Source organism: Sphingobium sp. FG58 (genome assembly GCF_057809055.1).
This window is the reverse complement of sequence record NZ_JBMDJF010000018.1, coordinates 40,364-59,927: the sequence shown is the minus strand read 5'-3', so window position 1 is coordinate 59,927 and position 19,564 is coordinate 40,364. Positions and strand designations below refer to the sequence as shown.

18 protein-coding genes are annotated in these 19,564 nt (G+C 63.2%); 5 read left to right on the top strand and 13 right to left on the bottom strand.

Translation table 11 applies throughout. From position 1 onward, the window contains the following. Positions 1–46: 46 nt before the first annotated feature. Positions 47–370: a hypothetical protein gene (locus ACODR8_RS16700; protein WP_489008313.1), complete on the bottom strand. Its 324-nt coding sequence runs from the start codon at positions 368–370 to the stop codon at positions 47–49. A 75-nt stretch (positions 371–445) separates the two neighbouring features. Between ACODR8_RS16700 and ACODR8_RS16695 the strand changes: the two genes are divergently transcribed. Then, on the top strand, positions 446–844 hold the full coding sequence (locus ACODR8_RS16695; protein ID WP_489008312.1) for a low affinity iron permease family protein: 399 nt from the start codon (positions 446–448) through the stop codon (positions 842–844). An 11-nt stretch (positions 845–855) separates the two neighbouring features. On the opposite strand, the gene ACODR8_RS16690 is transcribed toward ACODR8_RS16695, so the two are convergent. Together ACODR8_RS16690 and nhaA are read right to left on the bottom strand one after the other, a co-directional pair. Next, complete coding sequence (locus tag ACODR8_RS16690) at positions 856–1,035, bottom strand: hypothetical protein (RefSeq protein ID WP_147418732.1); 180 nt, start codon at positions 1,033–1,035, stop codon at positions 856–858. Between the two features lie 118 nt (positions 1,036–1,153). Beyond that, positions 1,154–2,350, bottom strand: a complete 1,197-nt coding sequence (nhaA, locus tag ACODR8_RS16685) for a Na+/H+ antiporter NhaA (protein WP_489008311.1) — start codon at positions 2,348–2,350, stop codon at positions 1,154–1,156. A gap of 122 nt (positions 2,351–2,472) precedes the next feature. Between nhaA and ACODR8_RS16680 the strand changes: the two genes are divergently transcribed. From ACODR8_RS16680 to ACODR8_RS16665, 4 genes are read left to right on the top strand one after another with little or no spacing between them, the layout of a single operon-like run. Continuing rightward, positions 2,473–3,861, top strand: coding sequence for a glycosyl transferase family protein (locus ACODR8_RS16680; protein WP_489008322.1), 1,389 nt, complete (start codon positions 2,473–2,475; stop codon positions 3,859–3,861). Continuing rightward, entirely contained in the window at positions 3,858–4,949 is a 1,092-nt protein-coding gene (locus ACODR8_RS16675; protein ID WP_489008310.1) for a hypothetical protein, read from the top strand. Before ACODR8_RS16680 ends, ACODR8_RS16675 begins: the two co-directional genes overlap by 4 nt. A 59-nt stretch (positions 4,950–5,008) precedes the next feature. Further along, complete coding sequence (locus ACODR8_RS16670) at positions 5,009–5,923, top strand: sulfite exporter TauE/SafE family protein (RefSeq protein WP_489008309.1); 915 nt, start codon at positions 5,009–5,011, stop codon at positions 5,921–5,923. Beyond that, positions 5,923–6,681, top strand: a complete 759-nt coding sequence (locus ACODR8_RS16665; protein WP_489008308.1) for a TIGR02186 family protein — start codon at positions 5,923–5,925, stop codon at positions 6,679–6,681. The genes ACODR8_RS16670 and ACODR8_RS16665 overlap by 1 nt, the downstream gene beginning before the upstream one ends. Positions 6,682–6,685: 4 nt before the next feature. Here ACODR8_RS16665 and ACODR8_RS16660 read toward each other — a convergent pair whose 3' ends face one another. The 10 genes from ACODR8_RS16660 to ACODR8_RS16615 form a co-directional block, all read right to left on the bottom strand. Continuing rightward, positions 6,686–10,012 carry a glycosyl hydrolase gene (locus tag ACODR8_RS16660; RefSeq protein WP_489008307.1) on the bottom strand — a complete coding sequence of 1,109 codons (3,327 nt, stop codon included), beginning with the start codon at positions 10,010–10,012 and terminating at the stop codon, positions 6,686–6,688. Between the two features lie 17 nt (positions 10,013–10,029). Next, a complete protein-coding gene (locus ACODR8_RS16655) occupies positions 10,030–10,959 on the bottom strand; it encodes an alpha/beta hydrolase (protein WP_489008306.1) in 930 nt (309 codons plus the stop codon). Beyond that, entirely contained in the window at positions 10,956–11,381 is a 426-nt protein-coding gene (locus ACODR8_RS16650) for a hypothetical protein (protein WP_489008305.1), read from the bottom strand. The genes ACODR8_RS16655 and ACODR8_RS16650 overlap by 4 nt, the downstream gene beginning before the upstream one ends. A 12-nt stretch (positions 11,382–11,393) precedes the next feature. Further along, a complete protein-coding gene (locus tag ACODR8_RS16645) occupies positions 11,394–12,710 on the bottom strand; it encodes a family 1 glycosylhydrolase (protein WP_489008321.1) in 1,317 nt (438 codons plus the stop codon). 16 nt (positions 12,711–12,726) lie between these two features. Next, positions 12,727–13,578: an alpha/beta hydrolase gene (locus ACODR8_RS16640; RefSeq protein WP_489008304.1), complete on the bottom strand. Its 852-nt coding sequence runs from the start codon at positions 13,576–13,578 to the stop codon at positions 12,727–12,729. A gap of 76 nt (positions 13,579–13,654) precedes the next feature. Continuing rightward, the gene (locus ACODR8_RS16635; RefSeq protein WP_489008303.1) at positions 13,655–15,853 is read right to left on the bottom strand and encodes a TonB-dependent receptor; all 2,199 of its coding nucleotides are present in this window, start codon (positions 15,851–15,853) and stop codon (positions 13,655–13,657) included. A gap of 42 nt (positions 15,854–15,895) precedes the next feature. Then, the gene (locus ACODR8_RS16630) at positions 15,896–16,726 is read right to left on the bottom strand and encodes a fumarylacetoacetate hydrolase family protein (RefSeq protein WP_489008302.1); all 831 of its coding nucleotides are present in this window, start codon (positions 16,724–16,726) and stop codon (positions 15,896–15,898) included. Next, positions 16,726–17,634, bottom strand: coding sequence for a VOC family protein (locus ACODR8_RS16625; RefSeq protein ID WP_489008301.1), 909 nt, complete (start codon positions 17,632–17,634; stop codon positions 16,726–16,728). Before ACODR8_RS16625 ends, ACODR8_RS16630 begins: the two co-directional genes overlap by 1 nt. Next, on the bottom strand, positions 17,631–18,062 hold the full coding sequence (locus ACODR8_RS16620; RefSeq protein WP_489008300.1) for a GlcG/HbpS family heme-binding protein: 432 nt from the start codon (positions 18,060–18,062) through the stop codon (positions 17,631–17,633). Before ACODR8_RS16620 ends, ACODR8_RS16625 begins: the two co-directional genes overlap by 4 nt. Further along, the gene (locus ACODR8_RS16615; RefSeq protein ID WP_489008299.1) at positions 18,059–19,561 is read right to left on the bottom strand and encodes a bifunctional 3-(3-hydroxy-phenyl)propionate/3-hydroxycinnamic acid hydroxylase; all 1,503 of its coding nucleotides are present in this window, start codon (positions 19,559–19,561) and stop codon (positions 18,059–18,061) included. The genes ACODR8_RS16620 and ACODR8_RS16615 overlap by 4 nt, the downstream gene beginning before the upstream one ends. Positions 19,562–19,564 lie beyond the last annotated feature (3 nt).

Below are 19,564 nucleotides of genomic sequence, written 5' to 3'. Positions count from 1 at the left end.
GCAAAACCCTTGCGAAGCGCTGGCCCGGATTATTGCAAAATAGGGCTTAAAAAGCGCAGCCAAGCGCGGCCTTGCTGGTGACCAGGAATATCTCTGGATCCTCCAGCGCGCGCACCTTGTAGAGGAAGCGATCCACGCTCATCTCCCCCATGTGAGACTTGCGGAGCGACGCCAGCGACTGGAGCCGCCGCAACTGCATGAGGCTGAGCCGATCGACCATCAGCTCAGCCATGCAGCCTGCCATTCGGGGCGACAACCCGGCTTCCAGCAACCCCGTACGCAGACGCGATTCGGGGGAGACGGTGGCGCAAGAGGCCAGCAGGGATGCGCCAAGAACGCAGGCGGCGACACGGAAAGCGATGGCTGTCATGAACGCTTCATGGCAACACATGCCTGAACGCAGCATAAATGCGCCGCACCGCGGTGCGCAGAGGATGGCAGCATCATGGACAAATTTTTCGCAGCCCTGTCGCACCGGGTCGCCAGTTGGGCAGGCCAGCCGCTGGCCTTCATATTGGCAAGCTCCGTCGTGCTGGTCTGGATCACCACCGGGCCGATCTTCGATTATTCGGACACATGGCAGCTGGTTATCAACACCGGCACCACGATCGTCACCTTCCTGATGGTGTTCCTGATCCAGAATGCGCAAAATCGCGACGGATCAGCGATCCAGGCGAAACTGGATGAACTGATCCGCGCCGTGGATAATGCCCGCAACGACTTTATCGGCATCGAACATCTGACCGAAGATGAATTGCAACGGATCAAGGCGGTGCTGGAAAAGGAATGTGGCGATGACGCCGCGCACCATCTGGCGATCGAGCGGTTGCTGGAGCGCCGCTGACGCCCGCACCCTCAATGGGCGCGGACGATCAGCCTCTCATTTTCCTGCCGATAGGCATCGATCTGCTCGATATAGCGCTGCGCCAGACTCTCATAGGCACTGCGTCCCTCCCGCGAGGGGCTGGCCTGCGCCTTGATCAGCGACATCTGCTGGCGATGCAGCAGATAATTGACGTCCGTCTCCATACTCATATTCGCCCTCTCCTGGTATTTTTCCTGGAAGATTGGTCGATTATTGGCTGCATCGTGCAATGCGCACAAAGGCAGCAGTCAAGGGTATAGCATAAGAATCCCGCCTTGGCGAACCCGCCTAACGCGGCGATGGCGCGATCCAGCGCAAGAGGGCATAGCCCGCCAGAGCCGAAACCAGCGACCCCATCAAAATCCCGCCCTTGGCCTCCTCGACCAACAATGCCGATCCGGGGAAGGCGAGCGCGCCGATGAACAGGCTCATGGTGAAACCGATGCCGCACAGCATCGCCATGCCATAAACCTGCGCCCAGTTCGCGCCCGCTGGCCGCTCGGCAATGCCCAATTTCGTCGCAATCCACACGCTGCCGAACACCCCGATCTGCTTGCCCACAAACAGGCCCAGTGCCACGCCCAGGGGCAAGGGAGCCAGCAGCGCACCGAACACCTGCGCGTTCAGCGTCAGCCCGGCATTGGCAAAACCAAATAGCGGCACGATCAGATAGGCGCTCCATGGATGCACGCCATGTTCCAGCCGGTGCAGCGGGCTATCGTCCGCATCGGGCGCGCCGGGCGTGCAACGTATGGGAATCGTCATGGCGGCCAGGACGCCCGCGACCGTCGCATGGACGCCCGACAAGAGCATCAGATACCAGAGCAGCACAAAGCCGATCAGATAGGGGATCAGCGCCTTCACCCCCGCCCGGTTCAGCCCGACCATCACCAGCAGAACCGCCGCAGCCCCGGCCAGCGCAGCCATATCCAGCCCCTGACTATAGACCAGCGCGATGATCGCCACCGCCCCCATATCATCGACAATCGCCACCGCTGTCAGAAACAGTTTGAGCGAGGCCGGCGCCCTGTCGCCCAGCAGCGCCAGCACGCCAATCGCAAAAGCGATGTCGGTCGCGGCGGGGATGGCCCAACCGTTGGCAAGGTCCGCCCGCCCACCCGTCACCGCCAGATAGACCAAAGCCGGCACCGCCATGCCTGCAACCGCCGCGAGTATCGGCAGCCGCCGCCGCTCCCAGGTCGACAGCCCGCCGTCCAGAAACTCGCGCTTGATTTCCAGCCCGACCAGCAGGAAGAAAATCGCCATCAACCCGTCATTGATCCACAAATGGACCGTCATCGGTCCCAGCTTCGGGGTCAGGACCGGACCGACCTGCGCATGGATCAGGTCGTGGTAAATATGTCCGCCTCCACCCGGCAAGTTGGCGAGCAGCATCGCCAGCGCCGCTGCGATCATCAGCAACACAGCGCTGCCCGCCTGCCCGGCCAGAAATTCGCGCAATACCGACGGACGCGGCTTTGTCATTCTTCTGTTCGTCCTATTTTATCGCCACCCGTTTGCATAAATTACGCAAAAGACTTGGAAGCTGCTGACACCAATGCCATCCTCTCCCCTGTCGAGGCATGGGGGTCAAGGCTTTGGGGGACATGCTGGTCGCGGGCCTTGCGATCCTTCATCATGAAATCCTGCTCTTCGCCGTCGTTGGCTTGGCCATTGGCGGGATCGATGATTTTCTGATCGACCTGCTGTTTCTGGCGCGCAAGGCGTGGCGTGACCTGTTCATTTATGGCCGCCATGCCCGGATGACGACCGCGACCCTGCCGTCATCGCCCTCCCCCGGTCGCATCGCTATCTTCGTCCCCGCCTGGCGAGAGGCAGACGTGATCGGGCCGATGCTGCGCCATGCGCTGGGACGCTGGGGTCAGGCCGATTATCGCATCTTTATCGGCGCCTATCCCAATGATCCCGCGACGATCGACGCTATCGCCGCCGTGGCGCAGGGTGAACCCCGCATCCTGCTGGGCATCAACCCGCATCCCGGCCCCACGACCAAGGCCGATTGCCTCAATGTCCTGTGGCGCGCCATGCTGGACGAGGAGCGACGGGACGGATTTCGCTATAAGGCAGTCGTTTTGCATGACGCCGAAGATGTCGTCCATGCCGATGAGATCCGCCTGTTCGACGTGCTGATCGACCGGTTCCAGCTGGTGCAATTGCCGGTGCTGCCACTTACCGGTCGCGGCACCTGGCTGTCCCGCGCCATCGCCAATCATTATTGCGATGAGTTTGCGGAAAGCCATGGCAAATATCTGACCGTGCGTGAAGCGCTGGGCGCATCGGTGCCGTCCGCCGGGGTCGCCTGCGCGTTCGAGCGGGACACGCTGGCAGCACTGGCCGACGATCCGGCCCATGGCCCGTTCGACCCGTCATCGCTGACCGAGGATTATGAGGCGGGCCTGCGGATCCGCGACAATGGCGGGCGCGGCATATTCGTGCGGATGCGCGACGCGGACGGTGACCTGGTCGCAACCCGCGAATATTTCCCCGACACGATCGACAGCGCGGTCAAGCAGAAGGCCCGGTGGATCGTCGGCATTTCGCTGGCCGGATGGGACCGGATGGGCTGGCGCGGCGGACCAGCCGAATGGTGGATGCGGCTGCGCGACCGGCGCGCTGCCCTGTCCGCCTTCGTCCTGTTCGCTGCCTATATGACTGTGGCCCTATGGGGGATGCTCTGGCTGATCGGCCTTTTCCGGCCGATCCCGCCTCGCCCGCTGTCTCCCACGATCGTGGCTCTGCTGTGGGTCAATGTCGGGCTGATGAGCTGGCGCGGCCTGATGCGCGCGCTGTTCGTGGGGCAGGCCTATGGCTGGCGCTACGGGATGGGTGCGGTGCCGCGCACCTTCATTGCCAACCTCATCGCCATCCTCGCGGCTCGTCGCGCCATCTTCCAATATGTCCGCTCATTGCTTGGCCGCCCCCTCGTCTGGGACAAGACGCAGCATCGCTTTCCCGACATGCGGTCCGACCCATGATCGCCAGCACCGCCCCCAAAGCCAGCGGACGCCCGATCCGTTTCTTCGCCTTGCTGATGGTGGGCTGGGTCGCGGCACGCCTGTTCAGCCAGCCAGCACCGCCCCCGCCCTTCATCCCGATCCCGGAATTTGCAGCAGTAGTAGCACCGCGCCTGCCTGTCGCGTCGCCAACCCTAATTCAGCCAGCGATCGCGAAAGCCCCCCCTCGGCCGCACCTGCAATGGGCAATCCATAGGGGATCATCCAGCCCCTTCGCCAACCCGGCATTAACGGCCGCTCAACCTACGCAAGTCCCCGACGCCATGCCGGTGGACCTGCTCGATTTCATCGCCTTCTCCATGGCCTTCGCCAACCGCCATTATGCGACCGACCCCGACTATAATCGTGGCAGCCCCTCCCCCGCGCCGCTGCTCCTGTCCGCGCCGCTGCTCCTGCCCGCGCCGACCCGCCCGGATCGCTGGCATGGCAGCGCCTGGATGTTGTGGCGGGAGAATGGCACATCGCCGACCGATGCCGCCATCGGCCGACTGGGCGCATCGCAGGCCGGGCTACGCATCGACTATGACCTGACCCCCACCGCCCCAAGCCGCACCGTCGCCTATGCCCGCGCAACCAGCGCGCTCCAGCGCCCCGCCGCGCCAGAAGCCGCTATCGGCCTCGCTATCCAGCCCGTCCGCACCATCCCCGTCAGCCTGGCCGTCGAGCGCCGCATCGCGCTCGGCCAAGGCGCACGCAACGCGACAACGGTAATGGCCGTCGGCGGCTTTGGCCCCACGCCGGTCGGACGGGGGCTGGAGGCGGAAGCCTATGCACAGGCGGGCATGGTCGGCTTCAACCAGCGCGACGCCTTCATCGACGGCAAAGTCTCGCTACTCGCGCCAGTCAGCACATCAAGGCTGCGCATCGGCGCGGCCCTGTCCGGCGGCGCGCAGCCCGGCGTCGAGCGGATCGACATCGGCCCGGAAATGCAGGTCCGCCTGCCCCTGCCCAACGTCCCCGCCCGGATCGCGATCGAATGGCGGGAACGGGTTGCCGGTCGCGCAGCCCCCGCCTCCGGCCTTGCCATCACCCTGGCCGCAGATTTTTGACGCGCGGGGCATCGCGCCGCTTTCACTCGACACATTTTACCACTACCCCCGGACAGGCCATGGATCTTTACCTGCCCATCGCCAATCTCTCGGTGAACGCGCTGGTCATTATCGGCCTGGGCGGCGTCGTTGGCCTGTTGTCGGGCATGTTCGGCGTGGGCGGCGGATTTCTGACGACCCCACTGCTGATCTTCTACGGCATCCCCCCCACCGTCGCCGCCGCATCCGCCGCCTCGCAGGTCACTGGGGCCAGCGTATCGGGCGTTGTCACCCACATATCGCGCGGCACGGTCGATTTTCGCATGGGCGGCGTCCTGATCGCAGGCGGTGTGGTCGGCGCAGGGCTGGGCGTCCTGATCTTCCGCCTGCTGCAATATCTGGGGCAGATCGATACGGTCATCGGCATCCTCTACGTCCTGATGCTGGGCGGCATCGGCCTGTTGATGGCCAAGGAATCGATCCAGGCGCTGGTTGCGCTCAAGACCGGCAAGCGCGTTCAGGCCCGCAAACGGCGGCACCACCCGCTCGTCGCCGCGCTGCCGATGCGTTGGCGCTTCTATCGCTCCGGCCTCTATATCTCGCCGCTTGCGCCGCTGCTGCTGGGCATGGCGACCGGCATTTTGACGATGCTGCTGGGCGTGGGTGGCGGCTTCATCCTTGTCCCCGCCATGCTCTATCTGCTGGGCATGACCACCCAGTCGGTCGTCGGCACGTCGCTGTTCCAGATATTGTTCGTCACCATGGCGACGACGATGATGCACGCGATGACGACCAAGGCGGTCGATCTGGTGCTGGCGATGCTGCTGCTGATCGGCAGCGTCACCGGCGCGCAGGTCGGCACCCGCCTGTCGATGACGATCCGGCCGGAATATCTGCGCGTACTGCTGGCCTTCATCGTCCTGCTGGTCGCTGCGCGCATGGCGCTGGGGCTAGGCTGGCGGCCCGATGAAATCTTCACGATAGAACTGAGCTGATGCGGCGGCGCGACCTGTGGCGGCTGGCCCCCGCGCTGCTGCTGGTGGCAGCCAACGCCCCGCAACTGGTGCCGGACGTGTCGCAGCGCGACATTGAGATCCAGTATAGCTTCACCGGCGCGGACCTCCTCCTGTTCGGCGCGATCGTCTATCCCGATGGCGTCCGCCCGGAAAAACCCGCCGACATCGTCGTCGTGCTTAAAGGGCCGGAACAGTCGATCACGATGCGTGAAAAGCAGAAGGTGGCCGGCATTTGGGTCAATGCCGATCGCGCCAGCTTCCGCTCCGCACCCAGCTTCTACGCCATGGCATCCTCCCGCCCGATCGACCGCATCGTCGATCAGCGCACTGCCGCCATCTACGAGCTGGGCGTCGACAAGCTGCAATTGTCGCCCTCCTCGCTCAACGAAAGCGCGGAGCTGAGCCGGTTCCAGCAGGGACTGGTGGACTTGCGCGAACGATCCGGCCTGTTCGTCGAGCGCCCCGGCACGGTCGAGATCAGCGACGGCGTGCTGTATCGCGCCCGGCTACCCCTGTCGGCCCGCGTGATCGTGGGCGATTATACCGCCGAGACGTTTCTGGTGCAGGACGGCCGGGTCGTTGCCGCCGCCGTCCGCGACATCACCGTGCGCAAATCGGGCTTTGAACAATTTATGGCGACGGCGGCGGAACATTGGTCCTTCCTCTACGGCCTGACCGCCATTGCAATGGCGGTCGGCATGGGCTGGGCGGCGGGCGCGATCGCCCGGCGCATCTGACCCGCTACTCCGCCACCAACGTCACCGGCCCGATCAGCCCGGACGGCCGCAGCGGTGCGTCGGGCATATAGGTGGGTGCGGCGGTGAAGGTTACCTTCTGCGCGCCGGGTTGCTGATCTCCGATCAGGCGATTGACCCACAGATTGGCAACCTTCACCTCCAATGCATTCGCGCCGCGCTTGACCAGCTTGCCGATGTCGAGCCGATAAGGGGCCAGCCAGACCGTGCCTGCCGCCTGTCCATTGACGCTGACCTGCGCGAGATCACCGACCTTGCCGAGGTCAATCCACAGCGGCGCGCCAGGCTTGACCCCCTTGGGCAGGGTGAAGCGGGTGGTGTAGGTAGCGGTGCCGGAGAAATATTTGACCCTCGTATCGGCGCTTGCCTCCAGCGGCGTCAGGGTCGGCATCTCAACGCCCTGCGGCGCACCGCGTCCCGGCTGAAAGCGGACGCTCCATGGGGTGGCGATGCTCCCGACCATCTTTGCGATCTTCGCCGGAACCGTCATCGACGGCGCAGCGGCAGGCATGCGGAACAGGATGAAGAAAGCGTCCTCCGCTGCAACGTCGATCGAGATCACCGTCTCGCCACCCTCGGTGCGATAGGAGACAGGCTCCACCTTGCCATCGGTCGCGCGCCAGATTTCAGGCTGCTTGCCGGTCACACGGAATCGCGCCTCGATCGGCCCTGCCCGGTCGGTGCGGTTGTTGACGAAATAAAGGTCGCCATCGGCCAGCTTGCGATGGACGAAGCGATAATCCTTGTCCGCCCCGCCCTGCGTCACCCGGAAATCGGGACCGACACCGGCGCTGGCCAGAGCGCCCTCGACATCGCGGCTGGCGATCACCCGGCCCTTGCCGGTCGCGCCGCCACTCCACAGCGCGTCGACCAGCGCCTTGAATGCCGCCGCATCATCCTTCAGCCCCGGCGCGCGTTCAGGAGCCATGCCGATCAGCGTCGCCCCGGCATCGACCAGCGCTGCGATCCGCTGAAGCGTGGCCAGCGTCATCACCCGGCTGGTGCCGCCCAGATAGAGCACCCGGTAACGCGCGCCGCTGGGCGCGACCAGTTCCCCGCCATCGACCGTCAGTTTCTTCGCCACTATGTCGGCATTGACGAAATCATAGGCATGGCGGGTCGGAAGGTCGGTCGGCACGCCATGTTCGAACAGCGACGTGATCGGCGTATCCTCGCCATAGAAATAGGCGACATCGGCGCTGTCGCGGCCCTGCTGGAGCAGAAAGCCGGTGCGCGCCATATAATCGACCCACGGCTTGCCCATGTCTGCCCAGCTTTCGTGCCGGTTGAAATATTGCCCGAATATCATCAGGCTAAGCCCCGGAAGCTTGTCATCGACCGGCTGATGGACCGACGTATGGACGATTGGCCGGTTGACGCCAGACGCAAACTCCAGATCGATCACCCGCTTGAGGTCCGACGGCGCAAAGGCCCAGGGCGAGAAGGCCGACGTCATCGATTCAGCCGACACGATATTCTGGCCATAGATATGCGCGACCGACGCGGCGCCCTTCATGTCGCCGATCAGCGTCGGGCGCGGCGCGGCGCCGCGATTGAAGGTCCACATCGCCGCCATCGGCACATCGGTATGGGACCGCATGGCCAGATCGTCACCCAGCACCGGGCGCGCATTTTCCAGCGCCTCGCCATAGACTGTCAGTCCCTGCTCATGCGCCACTTTCGCCACCGTGCCATAATGGGCATCGGCCAGCAGGTCGGCCAGCGTCTGGCGATAATCATGCAGGAAAGCGTCGCTTTGCGCAGGCGATCCGACGATCGTCCCGGTCAGCGTCGGCAGGAACGGCACCGGATCATAGCCGCGCAGCGCTTTGAACTCCTCGACCATGCGCGGCGTCCAGTTGGACGCGCCGACCTCGATACTGTCGGTCAGCAGCGCGCGGATGCCCTTGCTGCCGATCCATTCGGGACCGACCGTGTCGCGATACATGGACAGATAGGTTTCCAGATAGCGGCGCACGGCATCGGCATCATATTTGTCGACCTCCAACCCCGTCGCTTCGGGGGTTGCGGGATGGTTGGTCTTGCCGGTCAGCGAATAGCCCATGCGGACGATACGCCACTGGCTCCCCTTTGGCGCGGTCCAGTCGAGCGTGCCGTCGGGCCGCAGATGACTGGTCAGATCGACGACGCGGGCCGGATCGACCGCCGGGCCGCTCTGCGCCGCGCCATCGCTCAGCCTGTTATAGTCTGCAATGATCGCAAAGCCCGCCTTGACCTCATATTGGTCGATCTTCGCTTCGGCGAACAGCCGCAGGTCGCCGATCGCCAGCGTCGGTTTGGGTGGCTGGGCAAAGACATCAAACTTCATCGCGCCGGGTACGCCATCGCCAAGGCTCGGTGCCTTCACCCCGTTGTTGGGGGCCAGCACCAGCCGAAAGCGACGCGCGGTCACGGGCGCGAACCCAATCGTCGTCGTCGCCTCGGTCAGCGGAAATGCGCCAATGCGTTGCCAGGCGCCGTCTTTCTCCGCCTCCAGCGCGGGCAGATATTCCGGGTCGCCAAAGGGCGGTCGCGCATGGGGAATGAACAGGCTGGCCGACCGCACCGTGACAGCTTTACCATAGTCCAGAACCAACATACCGGGCTTGGCCGGATCGCCCTTTGCAACTTGCACGACACTGTCCAACTCATTGTCGAACAGGGGCGCAGCGTCGACAGATTTGCCATCGCCCTGGCTGATCGTCGGGGTCGGCAGGCTTTGCGCGACCACAGGATAAGCCAGCACCAGCGCGTCGCGATAGAAAGCAGGCTGCTGCGCCACCTCAGCATCCATAGCCAGCGGATCGACGAATTTCGCGCTCTGGAAGCCCCCGGTCACTGACGGCGGCGATGCCAGCGCGCCCTTGACGCGCTGGCCACCGGCCAGCAGCGTTTCGGACCAGACCAGCTTCTTCATCGCGTCCTGCGGCTTCACCCACGGACCGCCCGTCTCGCTCCAGCCGGGCGAAGCCGCGATGGCAAATTCAAGCCCCTTGGCGTCCGCCATCCTGACCGCATGGCGGAACGCATCCTTCCACCCATCGGTCATATAGACCAGCCGTTCCGGGACAATCTGCGGCGTCTGGAGGCTGGCGTCGAAATTCTGGACCCCGCCAATCCCCATCCGCGCCATCCAGTCGAGATCTTTGGATATCCCGTCCTTGGTCACGTTGCCGTTCATCCAGTGCCACCAGACGCGCGGACGCGCCGATTGCGGCGGATTGCGGAAGCCGTCGGCTAGATCGTCGGCGCGGAGCGGGGTTGCAAAGGCAGTGCAGGCCAGCAGCGCGGCAAGGCGGAGGGCTTTCGACATGGTCTGGATTCCTTGGATTATGGACGCTTGGACAGAAGGCCGCGTGCCTCCATCCAGGCGAAAAATTGCGGCATCAGGCCCATGGTCGTCGTACCGGGCTTGCCCGCGCCAAAGCCATGGTCGCCCCGCTCATAGGCGTGGAGTTCAACCGGACGACCCGCCTTGCGCCATGCCTCGACAAGGGCGAAGCCCTGCCCCTTGAACAGGCCATCGTCCATTGCGATCGCATTGAACATCGGCGGCGCATCCGATGGTACGGCGATCTGCGTCATTGGGCCGTAAATATAGCCGATAAAGGCCGGGCGCTGCTCACCCTTCCCCTCCAGCGCGACGTTGAGCGTCGTCATCGCGCCTGCCGAAAAGCCGATCATGCCTGTCCGGGCAGGATCGATGCCCCAGGTCGCCGCGCGACTGCGCACGATTTCCAGCGCCTTGAGCGCATCCTGCGTTGCGCGCGGTTCTTCGATCGTGCGTACCGCACCGGGCTTGGCGGCGTCGGCAAATCGCGCGCCCATGGCACCCAGAAACGCCTTGTCGTCCCGCGGCGTCGGGTTCAGCCGATATTTCAGCACGAAGGCCGCAACGCCATGATCGGCCAGCCAGCGCGCGACGTCGCTCCCCTCCGCCGTCATCGACAGCGTCATAAATGCGCCGCCCGGCGCGACGATCACGGCGGCACCGGTCGCCTTGGCCGGGTCGGGCAGATAGGGGGTGATGGTCGGCCGCACGACATTGCGGACCATGATATTGTCCATGGCATTGGTGCCGATGGTCATCTGCATGTGCGACCATTGCTCATCCTGCACCGCCGCGACCGCAGGCTGGTCGGGATAAAGAGCGATAGCCTTGCTCTGATCGAGCGCAGCCACGCTTTCCATCCGGACATCAGGCTGGGCAAATGCAGGGGTTACGACGGCCAGCGTCAAGGCCAAGGGAAGCAATTTCATCGGGTCATCCTCTGCAATGTCAGGCTTGTTATAAGCGCGCCGAGCGCCCCGCCGTAGGTCAGTTTCATAACGAGTGCGGCGTGCCAGTCGACAGGAGAGAAACCGGCACTGCCCATCAAAAAAGCGATCAATCCGCCTAACGCGGCCCCCGCCAGCGCAAAGGCGATCGCGCGCAGCACGATTGGCCGCAGCCCGATGGCCAGGGCAAAACGTTTGCGGGCGATTAGTGCCGGAACCAGCGCGCTCATCAGCGACACCGCGATGCTTTGCGGCACGAAATCGAACGCCAGTGCATCGGGCATACTCCAGGACAGGGCACGCCTATCCAGCCCGAATACACCAAGGAAAAAGGTAAGGCTCAGCGTCGCATTGATAGCAAAGCTGATCCCCGCCTCACGCGGGATCGACAGGACCGGAGTCATCAGACCGCGCCCCTACAGCGCGTTGCGGCGCGCGATCGCGCCATAGACAGCCGCGCTTGGCTTGGCCGTCCGGGCAAAGGTCAGCGGATCGACGCTGTGCAGGCCGAACTTGACCTTGTAGCCGAAAATCCACTCGAAATTGTCGAGCAGCGACCAGTGGCAATAGCCCTGCACCGGCACGCCATCATCGATCACCTTTTTTAGGTCAGCAAGCGCTGCCGGGATGAAGCTTTGGCGGATGCTGTCGTCGGTCGTGCCAACGCCATGTTCCGACACCAAAATCGGTACACCTGTGGCTGCATGAGCATAACGCACCGCGCCCGCTAGCGAAGGCGCCCACACTTCGGTGCCGCTCCAGTTGACGATCGATCCCGCGGGCGCGGGCAGACGGCCCTTATCGGTCCACAACGCGCGCTCGTAATTCTGTACGCCCATGAAATCATCGGCCTTGGCGACATCCAGCCATGCGCCATAAAGTTCCTGCCGCATCGCGTCGCGCACGCTGTTCCTGCCCACCGCCTGATCGTCCATCATCGCCAGCGAAAAGCCGACGGGCAGGTCCGGCCGCACCGCCTTGATCGCAGCCTTGCCCGCCTTGTGCGCCGCGAGCAGCCCCTTTTGCAGCGCAGGCAGATCGTCGACCCCCGCGACATTGGCGGACAGGAATTTCGGCACGCCCAGACGCTTGGCCGCGGTTTCCAGCGTCAGTTTCTGAACTTCCCAAACCTGTGGCGGCAACATGGGCTTGAGCAGCAACAGGATATTGGGTTCGTTGAAGGTGATGACATTGTGGATGCCGGCGCCCAGCGCCCGCATCGCCCGGTCGCAATAGCGCGCGAACAGGTCCGCGCTTTCCGGGTTGGTCCAGCCACCCTGCGCACTGAACCAGCGCGGCGCAGTGAAGTGGCTCATCGTCACGATCGGGGCGAGGCCGCGCGCGCGGCAGCCCTCGATCAGCGCCTTGTAATGGTCCAGCATCGCCTGGCTGAACAAGCCTTTCTCCGGCTCGATCCGCGCCCATTCGATGCCGAAGCGATAGCAGTTGAGACCCATGGTCTTGACGATGTCGAGATCGGTTTCCCACAGCGCAAAGCTGTTGCAGGCGTCACGCGAGGGTTCGGCAAATATGGTGGGCTGCTGGTTTTCCAGAAACCACAGATCGCTGGCAACATTATTGCCCTCAATCTGGTGCGGCGCAGTCGCCACGCCCCACAGAAAGCCTTTGGGAAAAGCCGGGTTGCCCGCAGCCTTGCGCGCACCGATCGCGGGTGCCGCCATTGCGCCAGCCGCCGCTATTCCGGCTGCCAGCATCGTCCTGCGGTCCAGCATCATATCATCTCCCTATTCAATGGCTTATGTCGCGCACGAAGGCGCATATCTCGTCGGCCAGCCGCCGGTCGGCGGTGCCCAGATGCATCGGCATCGTATAATGATTGTGGCCGGTCATGATGACGGCGCGCGGCATCGCGCCGTGACGGGTCATTCGGTCCTGCATCAGCCCCAGAAATTCAGCCTGAAAGCGCGGCGGATCATATTGCGCACAGCCGACCAGCAGCGGCAATGTGGTGGCGGCAACCGCCTCCATCGGCATCCGCTCTGGATAGAGCGCCGCGTCGCCATAATAGAGCAGATCCCGCTCATCCAGCGGTGTGTAGCCATAGAGGCCCGACAGCAGCACCGCACCGGAAATATCCGCGTCCCCCGCTAGCTTGAGATAGCCCGCAACATGCACCGCCCCCGCCGATGTGCCAGCCAGCACGATCCGATCAGGATCGCCGCCATGCTGCGCAACATTCGGCTTGAGCCACGCAACCACCGCCGCAACATCCTCCGACCCGGCAGGCCACATATGATCGGGGGCGAGCCGGTAGTTGATGACCACGCCGACGAAGCCCACCTGTGCCGCCATCCGCCCGACATTGGCGTTGGGCCAGGCATCCGCCCCTCCCTTGTCGCCTTTCAGAAACCCGCCGCCATGGACAAAGACCAGCACCGGCGCGTGGCCGGTGGCGCCCAGCGGCGCGTAGACATCCAGCCGGTGGCGTTCATGCGGGCCATAGGCAATGTCGCCCTGCGTCACCGGCACAGCCGCCTTTAAGGCCGACTGTTCCGTATCGAACAATGCGCGGCATTGAGTCAGGACGTTGGGACCAAGGCCTGTTCCCATGGCAGCTATTGCATGTCTGATGTCGCTCATGCGCTCTATCCTAGCCGCCCCGGTTCAAACAAACAGGGCATGGCGACGCGAAATGCGCAGCCATGCCCCTTCATCATCAGAACTTCGCGTCGAGTTGCAGGCCAACCTGACGGAAGGACTGCGGCCCATAAAGCGCCAGCAACTCGGTACCGCCGGTCAGGAACAAGGACGGCTCATGCTTGTCGAACAGATTGCGGGCAAAGACCGCCACGGAGAAGCGCTCATCCTCAGTCCGTACGCCGATCCGGCCGCCCGCAATCCAGTGCTTGGCGAATGTGGTATTGATGTTCGACGTCTGTTCATAGCGAATCCGCGATTTCCAAACCGCATCGCCTGCCACAAAGGCGGAAAAGCGCTCCGTCAAAGGCTGTTCATATTCGCCCGAGAAGGTGAACTTGTATCTCGGTGCAAATGCGATTTGCGCTCCGCCCAGATCGGACTGATCGCTACCCACGAAACCGCCCGGATAAGTCGTCTTGGAATAGATGAAGCCGGTGTTGATCGTCAGATGATCGGTAACCTTGCCAAACAGATTGATTTCAGCACCACGCGATTTGATTTCGCTGATGTTGGCCTGCAAACATTCGAGTTGGGCGGTAGCAGGATTAACCTTGCAGTTCTGCGCCTGAAAGTTGCGGACCTTTTGATAGAAGGCGCTCAAATCCAGAACCCAACCACCGAACAAGGTGCTTTTGAGGCCGATTTCATAGCTGGTGGGAACTTCCGGTTGCAGAATGACTGGCGTGCCACCGGTCGGGATGGAGACCTGTCCACCCTTGAAACCGCGCGCCACAAATCCATACACCATCGTATCGCGCGCCAAATCATATTGAGCGCCAAGCTTGTAGGAGAACTTTTCCGTATTCAGCTTGGAGCGGGACAAAACGCTACCGACAGGCGTGCTGTCGAGCGACAGCCGTGCCGCCGTATAACGGCCACCCGCGATCAATCGCAATGCCTCGCTGAGATGAACGGTTGATTGCCCATAAACGGCCATCGATTCGTCCATCGCCTCATTGAGGGCACCAGGATCGTTCACGACAGGTATCTGCACACCTGGAAACGGAGAAATCACGATGCTGAACGGTTCTGGCTGCTGAACGGTCTTTTGGCGAGATACAAAGGCGCCGACAGTATATTCGACCGTCTGGTTAGCGGGCGAAGAAAGCCGCAATTCCTGGGTAAGCAGATCGATCTTATTGTCCGTCGGCCCCGTGTATAATATGGTCGAAAGACCATCGACGCGATTGATGCTGCCCCGCCCGGCTTTTTGCGTCGACCGCCGAATGGCGCTGATCGAGCTGATCGTGAAGGGACCGGCATCATAATCGATTTGCAGCGAGCCACCATAGTTCTGGTTGCGCTGCATTGGATTGAGTTGCGTACAGACATCCTGATTGCCGTTGCCGGCAGTGATGCCGCAGCTTCCCAGCTCCGCCGTCAAATCGGGCGCGGAGAGATAGGTGAAGAAATCGCCGCCATAATCGCTCGTCGATTTTGTATAATCGCCGATGACATTGATGGTGAGATCAGCCGTCGGCTCCCAAAGGAAACGCGCTCGTGCGCCATAACGATTATTGTCAATCCAACCACCGGCGACGGTGTTGTAATTGACGCCCTGGCGAAGGTTCGTAACGCCTGAAACGCGCAGGGCGCTGTTCGTGCCGGTGGGGATATTGACGACGCCCTGTATCACCTGATTGCCATAGTTCGAACCAGCAGTGCCAGCATCAGACAATTCGGTCCGCACACGGGCGGAAAAGCCGGTGGGATCAGGCGCATTGGTCGTGATGTTGATGACGCCAGCCGATGTCGTCAGGCCGAACAGCGTTCCCTGCGGCCCCTTCAGCACTTCGATCCGCGACACGTCGAACAGGTCGGAAATGTTGGCATTTCCCTGGCTTACCTGATCGACGACAACGCCCACCGATGCAACCGCACCGGGCGAGAATGTCTGTGTGCCAACGCCACGGATTGCACCGCCGCCGCCGGTGTTCTGACCCGGCGCCGAGTTGATTTCAAGGCTTGGTGCAATGCGGGCCAGATCATTGACCGTATTGACCTGTTGCCGCTCCAGTTGCGCCTGATTGGCGACAGTGATGGAGATCGGCACTTCCGTTACCTTCTCCTGCCGCCGCTGGGCGGTGACGATGATGTCGGAACTGGCGTCCTCTGCCGCCGCCTGCGGCGCACCATCCTGCGCCATGGCCGGTACGGCCAGAGCAAAGACACTCGCGCTGGCGAGCGCTGCGATCGAAATAGTAAACTTACGCATGGTAACTCCTCCCCTTCTTTTAATTGGGTCGTCGGTAGATATTCAGGCTTCGTCGATGATGCGGTGGGTCAACGTGCCGATGGTGCCGATATCGACCTCCACCTTGTCCCCGGCCTTCATGTAGAGCGGTGGGGTACGTTTATCGCCGACACCGCCCGGCGTGCCGGTGGCGATGACATCGCCGGGGCTAAGCGGGGTGAAGGCGGAAATATATTCGATGACCGTGGGGATATCCCAGATCATGTCGCTGACCGGCTGGTCCTGCACGATGTCGCCGTTCAACCGGGTCTGGACACGCAGCGCGCCCAGATCAGCGATCTCGTCCGGCGTCACCAGCGCGGGACCAAAGCCGCCGGTGCCGGGGAAGGTCTTGCCCGGCGTGAACTGGATATTGTGGCGCTGCCAGTCGCGGGCGGACCCGTCGTTGAACGCGCTATAACCTGCCACATAGGCCATGGCGTCGGCGACTACGACCTTGTGACAGGGCTTGCCGATCACGACCGCAAGCTCCCCTTCATAATCGAAACGCTCGGTTACGGCGGGTTTCACCATCGGCTGGCCATCGGCAACCAGGCTGTCGGCATAACGCACGAAGATGGCGGGATGCGCCTTCTGCTCGCGGCCGGTTTCCTTGACATGCTCGGCATAGTTAAGGCCAACGCACAGGATTTTGGCGGGATCGGGAATGACCGGCAGCAGCACGACATCAGCGGCGGCAAAGGATGCGCCATCGGCCAGCGCAGCGAGGCTGCCGTCGGTCAGTGCGGCCTTCAGGCTCGGCACGGCATTGCTCGCCAGTTCGACGATGGTTTCGCCGTCCAGACGGCCGAAGCTGGCAGTGCCGTCTGGGCGGCGGAAGCTGACGTAACGCATTAGATATTTCCCTCTGTCAGGACGTCCAGCGATCTGGCTTCCCAGTCGCGGCGATGGCGGAATTTTTCCTCGGCGGCGCGCAGGCCGTCGAAATCCTTGTCGGACATGCCCCACTGGTCGATCCGCTTGGCAGGCCAAGTCCAGTCATCCGGTGCGCCCACTGGATAATCGTCGGACACTTTGTTCACTGCGGTCGAAAATTCGATGACCGGGCCGAACGGGGCAATGAAATAAGCAAACACATTGGCACCCGGACCATGGCGGCCCGGCCCCCAGGCCGGCGCCATATTCTGGTCACGCAGGCGGCCGATGCCGCGCATCACCGCGTCCAGATCTTCCATCTCGAACGCGATATGATTCAGGCTGGCAAAGCCCGATCGGGCAAAGGCGGTCGAATGGTGCGAGTCATTGCAGCGCACGAACACCATGCCCTTGGTCCGGTCCGACACGCGGAAACCCAGCGCATCCTCAGCCAGATGGCCTGTCATTTCCGCGTCAATGCTGTTGAAAACCACATGAGTCAGCTTGACCGGCAGATCATGCCCCTCGATCGGGGCGACCTCTTCGGAGTCAACCAGAAAGCGCAGCAATTCGCCTTCGGCCAGTTCGACGATGATGCCATGACCGCCGCCCAAATCTTCCGACACGACTGGTGCGGTAATCAACCCGGCTGCGGTCACCGATCGCTTGAGCTGCTCCAGCCGATCGGCGGTGCAGACGAAGGTCGTGGACCGCACATAGCAGTCCGCCGATTCCTCCAGCGCGATCAGGTAGGGAAAGCTGCCCGACCCGCGCAGATAATGGGTTTGCCCTTCGACCGCCGCAGGCGCCATACCCCAGATGTCGCTCAGGAAGGCCGCCGCCTCCGCCGCGCCGGGCAGCGACAATTCGATGCTGCGCAACTTCATTTCACGTCTCCATGGGTCAGGCCGGCGGCCAATATGCCAGCGATGCCGCAGGCTTCATCGCAATCGCCAGTGTCGCCGCTGATCCCGACGGCGCCAATCACCGCGCCTTCCAACTCACGGATCAGGACGCCGCCGGGTGACAGAGCAAGCTGACCGCCAGTGACGGCCACCACGCTCTGAAAGAAGGCCGGATTGTTGGCGGCACGCCCGGCAATGACGCGGGTGTCCGCGCCCATCCCCAGTGCCCCCGTCGCCTTGGCCTTGGCAATGTCGAAACGGAACAGGCTGGCGCCATTTTCCCGCGCGAAGGCGACGGGATGCGCGCCTGCGTCCAGCACGACGACGGCAAGCGCCGGTGGATTGTCACCGCGCGGCTGCGCCAGGGCGGTGTCGATGATGGTCTGTGCCTGGGCAAGGGTCAGTGTCATACCGCAATCTCCTGAACAACGGTTCCGGCGATCAGCGCATCGCGCAGCGCAATCAGGTCCGCCGGTTCACCGGTGCCGAAAACATAATGGTCGGGACGGAGCAGCAGCGCGTTCGCGCCCCGCGCGTCGAGCCAAGCGGCGATCGCGCCGCCATCGTCCAGCGTGTCGAGCGCTACCACGGTCACATCGCCGTGCGCTGGGACGGCATGGCGTGCGAACAACCGCCAGCCATTGCCGGTCACATCGTCCAGCAGCTTGCCGCCAACGCGCGGCTGGATGAAGCGTTCGCCAGCACCCGGCGTGCCGAGCGCCACGATGCCGGTCGAAATGGCGGGGATCAGGTCGGCAGCAGTGCCTTGCTGCCCGCCCTTCGCCGCTTCGCGCATCTCGGCGTCACGGGCAGCGGCGGCCTGCGGGTCCAGCACGCAAATGTAGCGACCAGCACCTACCGCGGCAGAAATCACGGCGCGAACATGCGGGTCGCGTTCGGGCTGATAGGTGTCGAGCAGCGTATCGGGCGCTTCACCCTTGACCACCGCCGCCAGCTTCCAGGCCAGATTGGCCACGTCCCGCAGGCCATGACACATGCCCTGCCCGAAAAAGGGCGGCGTCTGGTGCGCGGCGTCCCCGGCCAGAAAGACGCCGCCCTGCCGCCACCGCTCGGCGACCAGACCATGAAAGCGATAGGTTGCTGCGCGCACCACCTTGTGCGGCACCACGGAGAGGTAGGGCGCGACCAAGGCAGCGACATTATGCGGTTCCATCATCGCCTGATCGTCTTCACCGGGCAGCAACATGAATTCCCAGCGGCGGTGATTGCCGCGCCCCGGCACGATCGTTGCGGGACGCTTGGGATCGCACATCATCACTGAGAGTTTTTGCAGGTCGGCGACCTCCGGCACGCCCCACAGGTCGGGGAAGCGGACGGGGCCATCGACTTCGGCATCGACCACCAGCCAGGGTTCCTCAAAATCCAGATCGTCCAGCGCGATGTCGAGCGCTTTGCGCACCGCGCTGCGCGACCCGTCGCAGGCGATGACATAACGCGCGCGTGCGGAGTCGCCACCCGCCAGGTGCAGCGTCACGCCATCAGTATCTTGTGTCAGCCCCTCAAACCCGACACCAAGCTGGACAGTCACATTGCTATGGGCCGCCAGCGCGTCGCGCAGATGCTGTTCCAGTTCGGGCTGGTAGAAGAAATAGTCGTTGGACCAGCTGAACGGCCGCGCCCTGCCGACTGTCCCCATATATCGAATGACGCCATGGTCCGCGCCGACATGGAGATGCCCCTCGGTATCGCGCATGTCGCCAGCGACCCGATCAATGACACCCGCCGACTGGAACAGGCGCATCATCTCATGATCCAGATGCACCGCGCGGGGCAGCGGATAGGGGTTGGCTTCCTTCTCGATCACCAGGACCGACAGGCCACTTTTGCCCAACAAATTGGCCGCAAAGGCCCCTACCGGCCCGCAGCCGATAATCGCAACATCGAACATGAT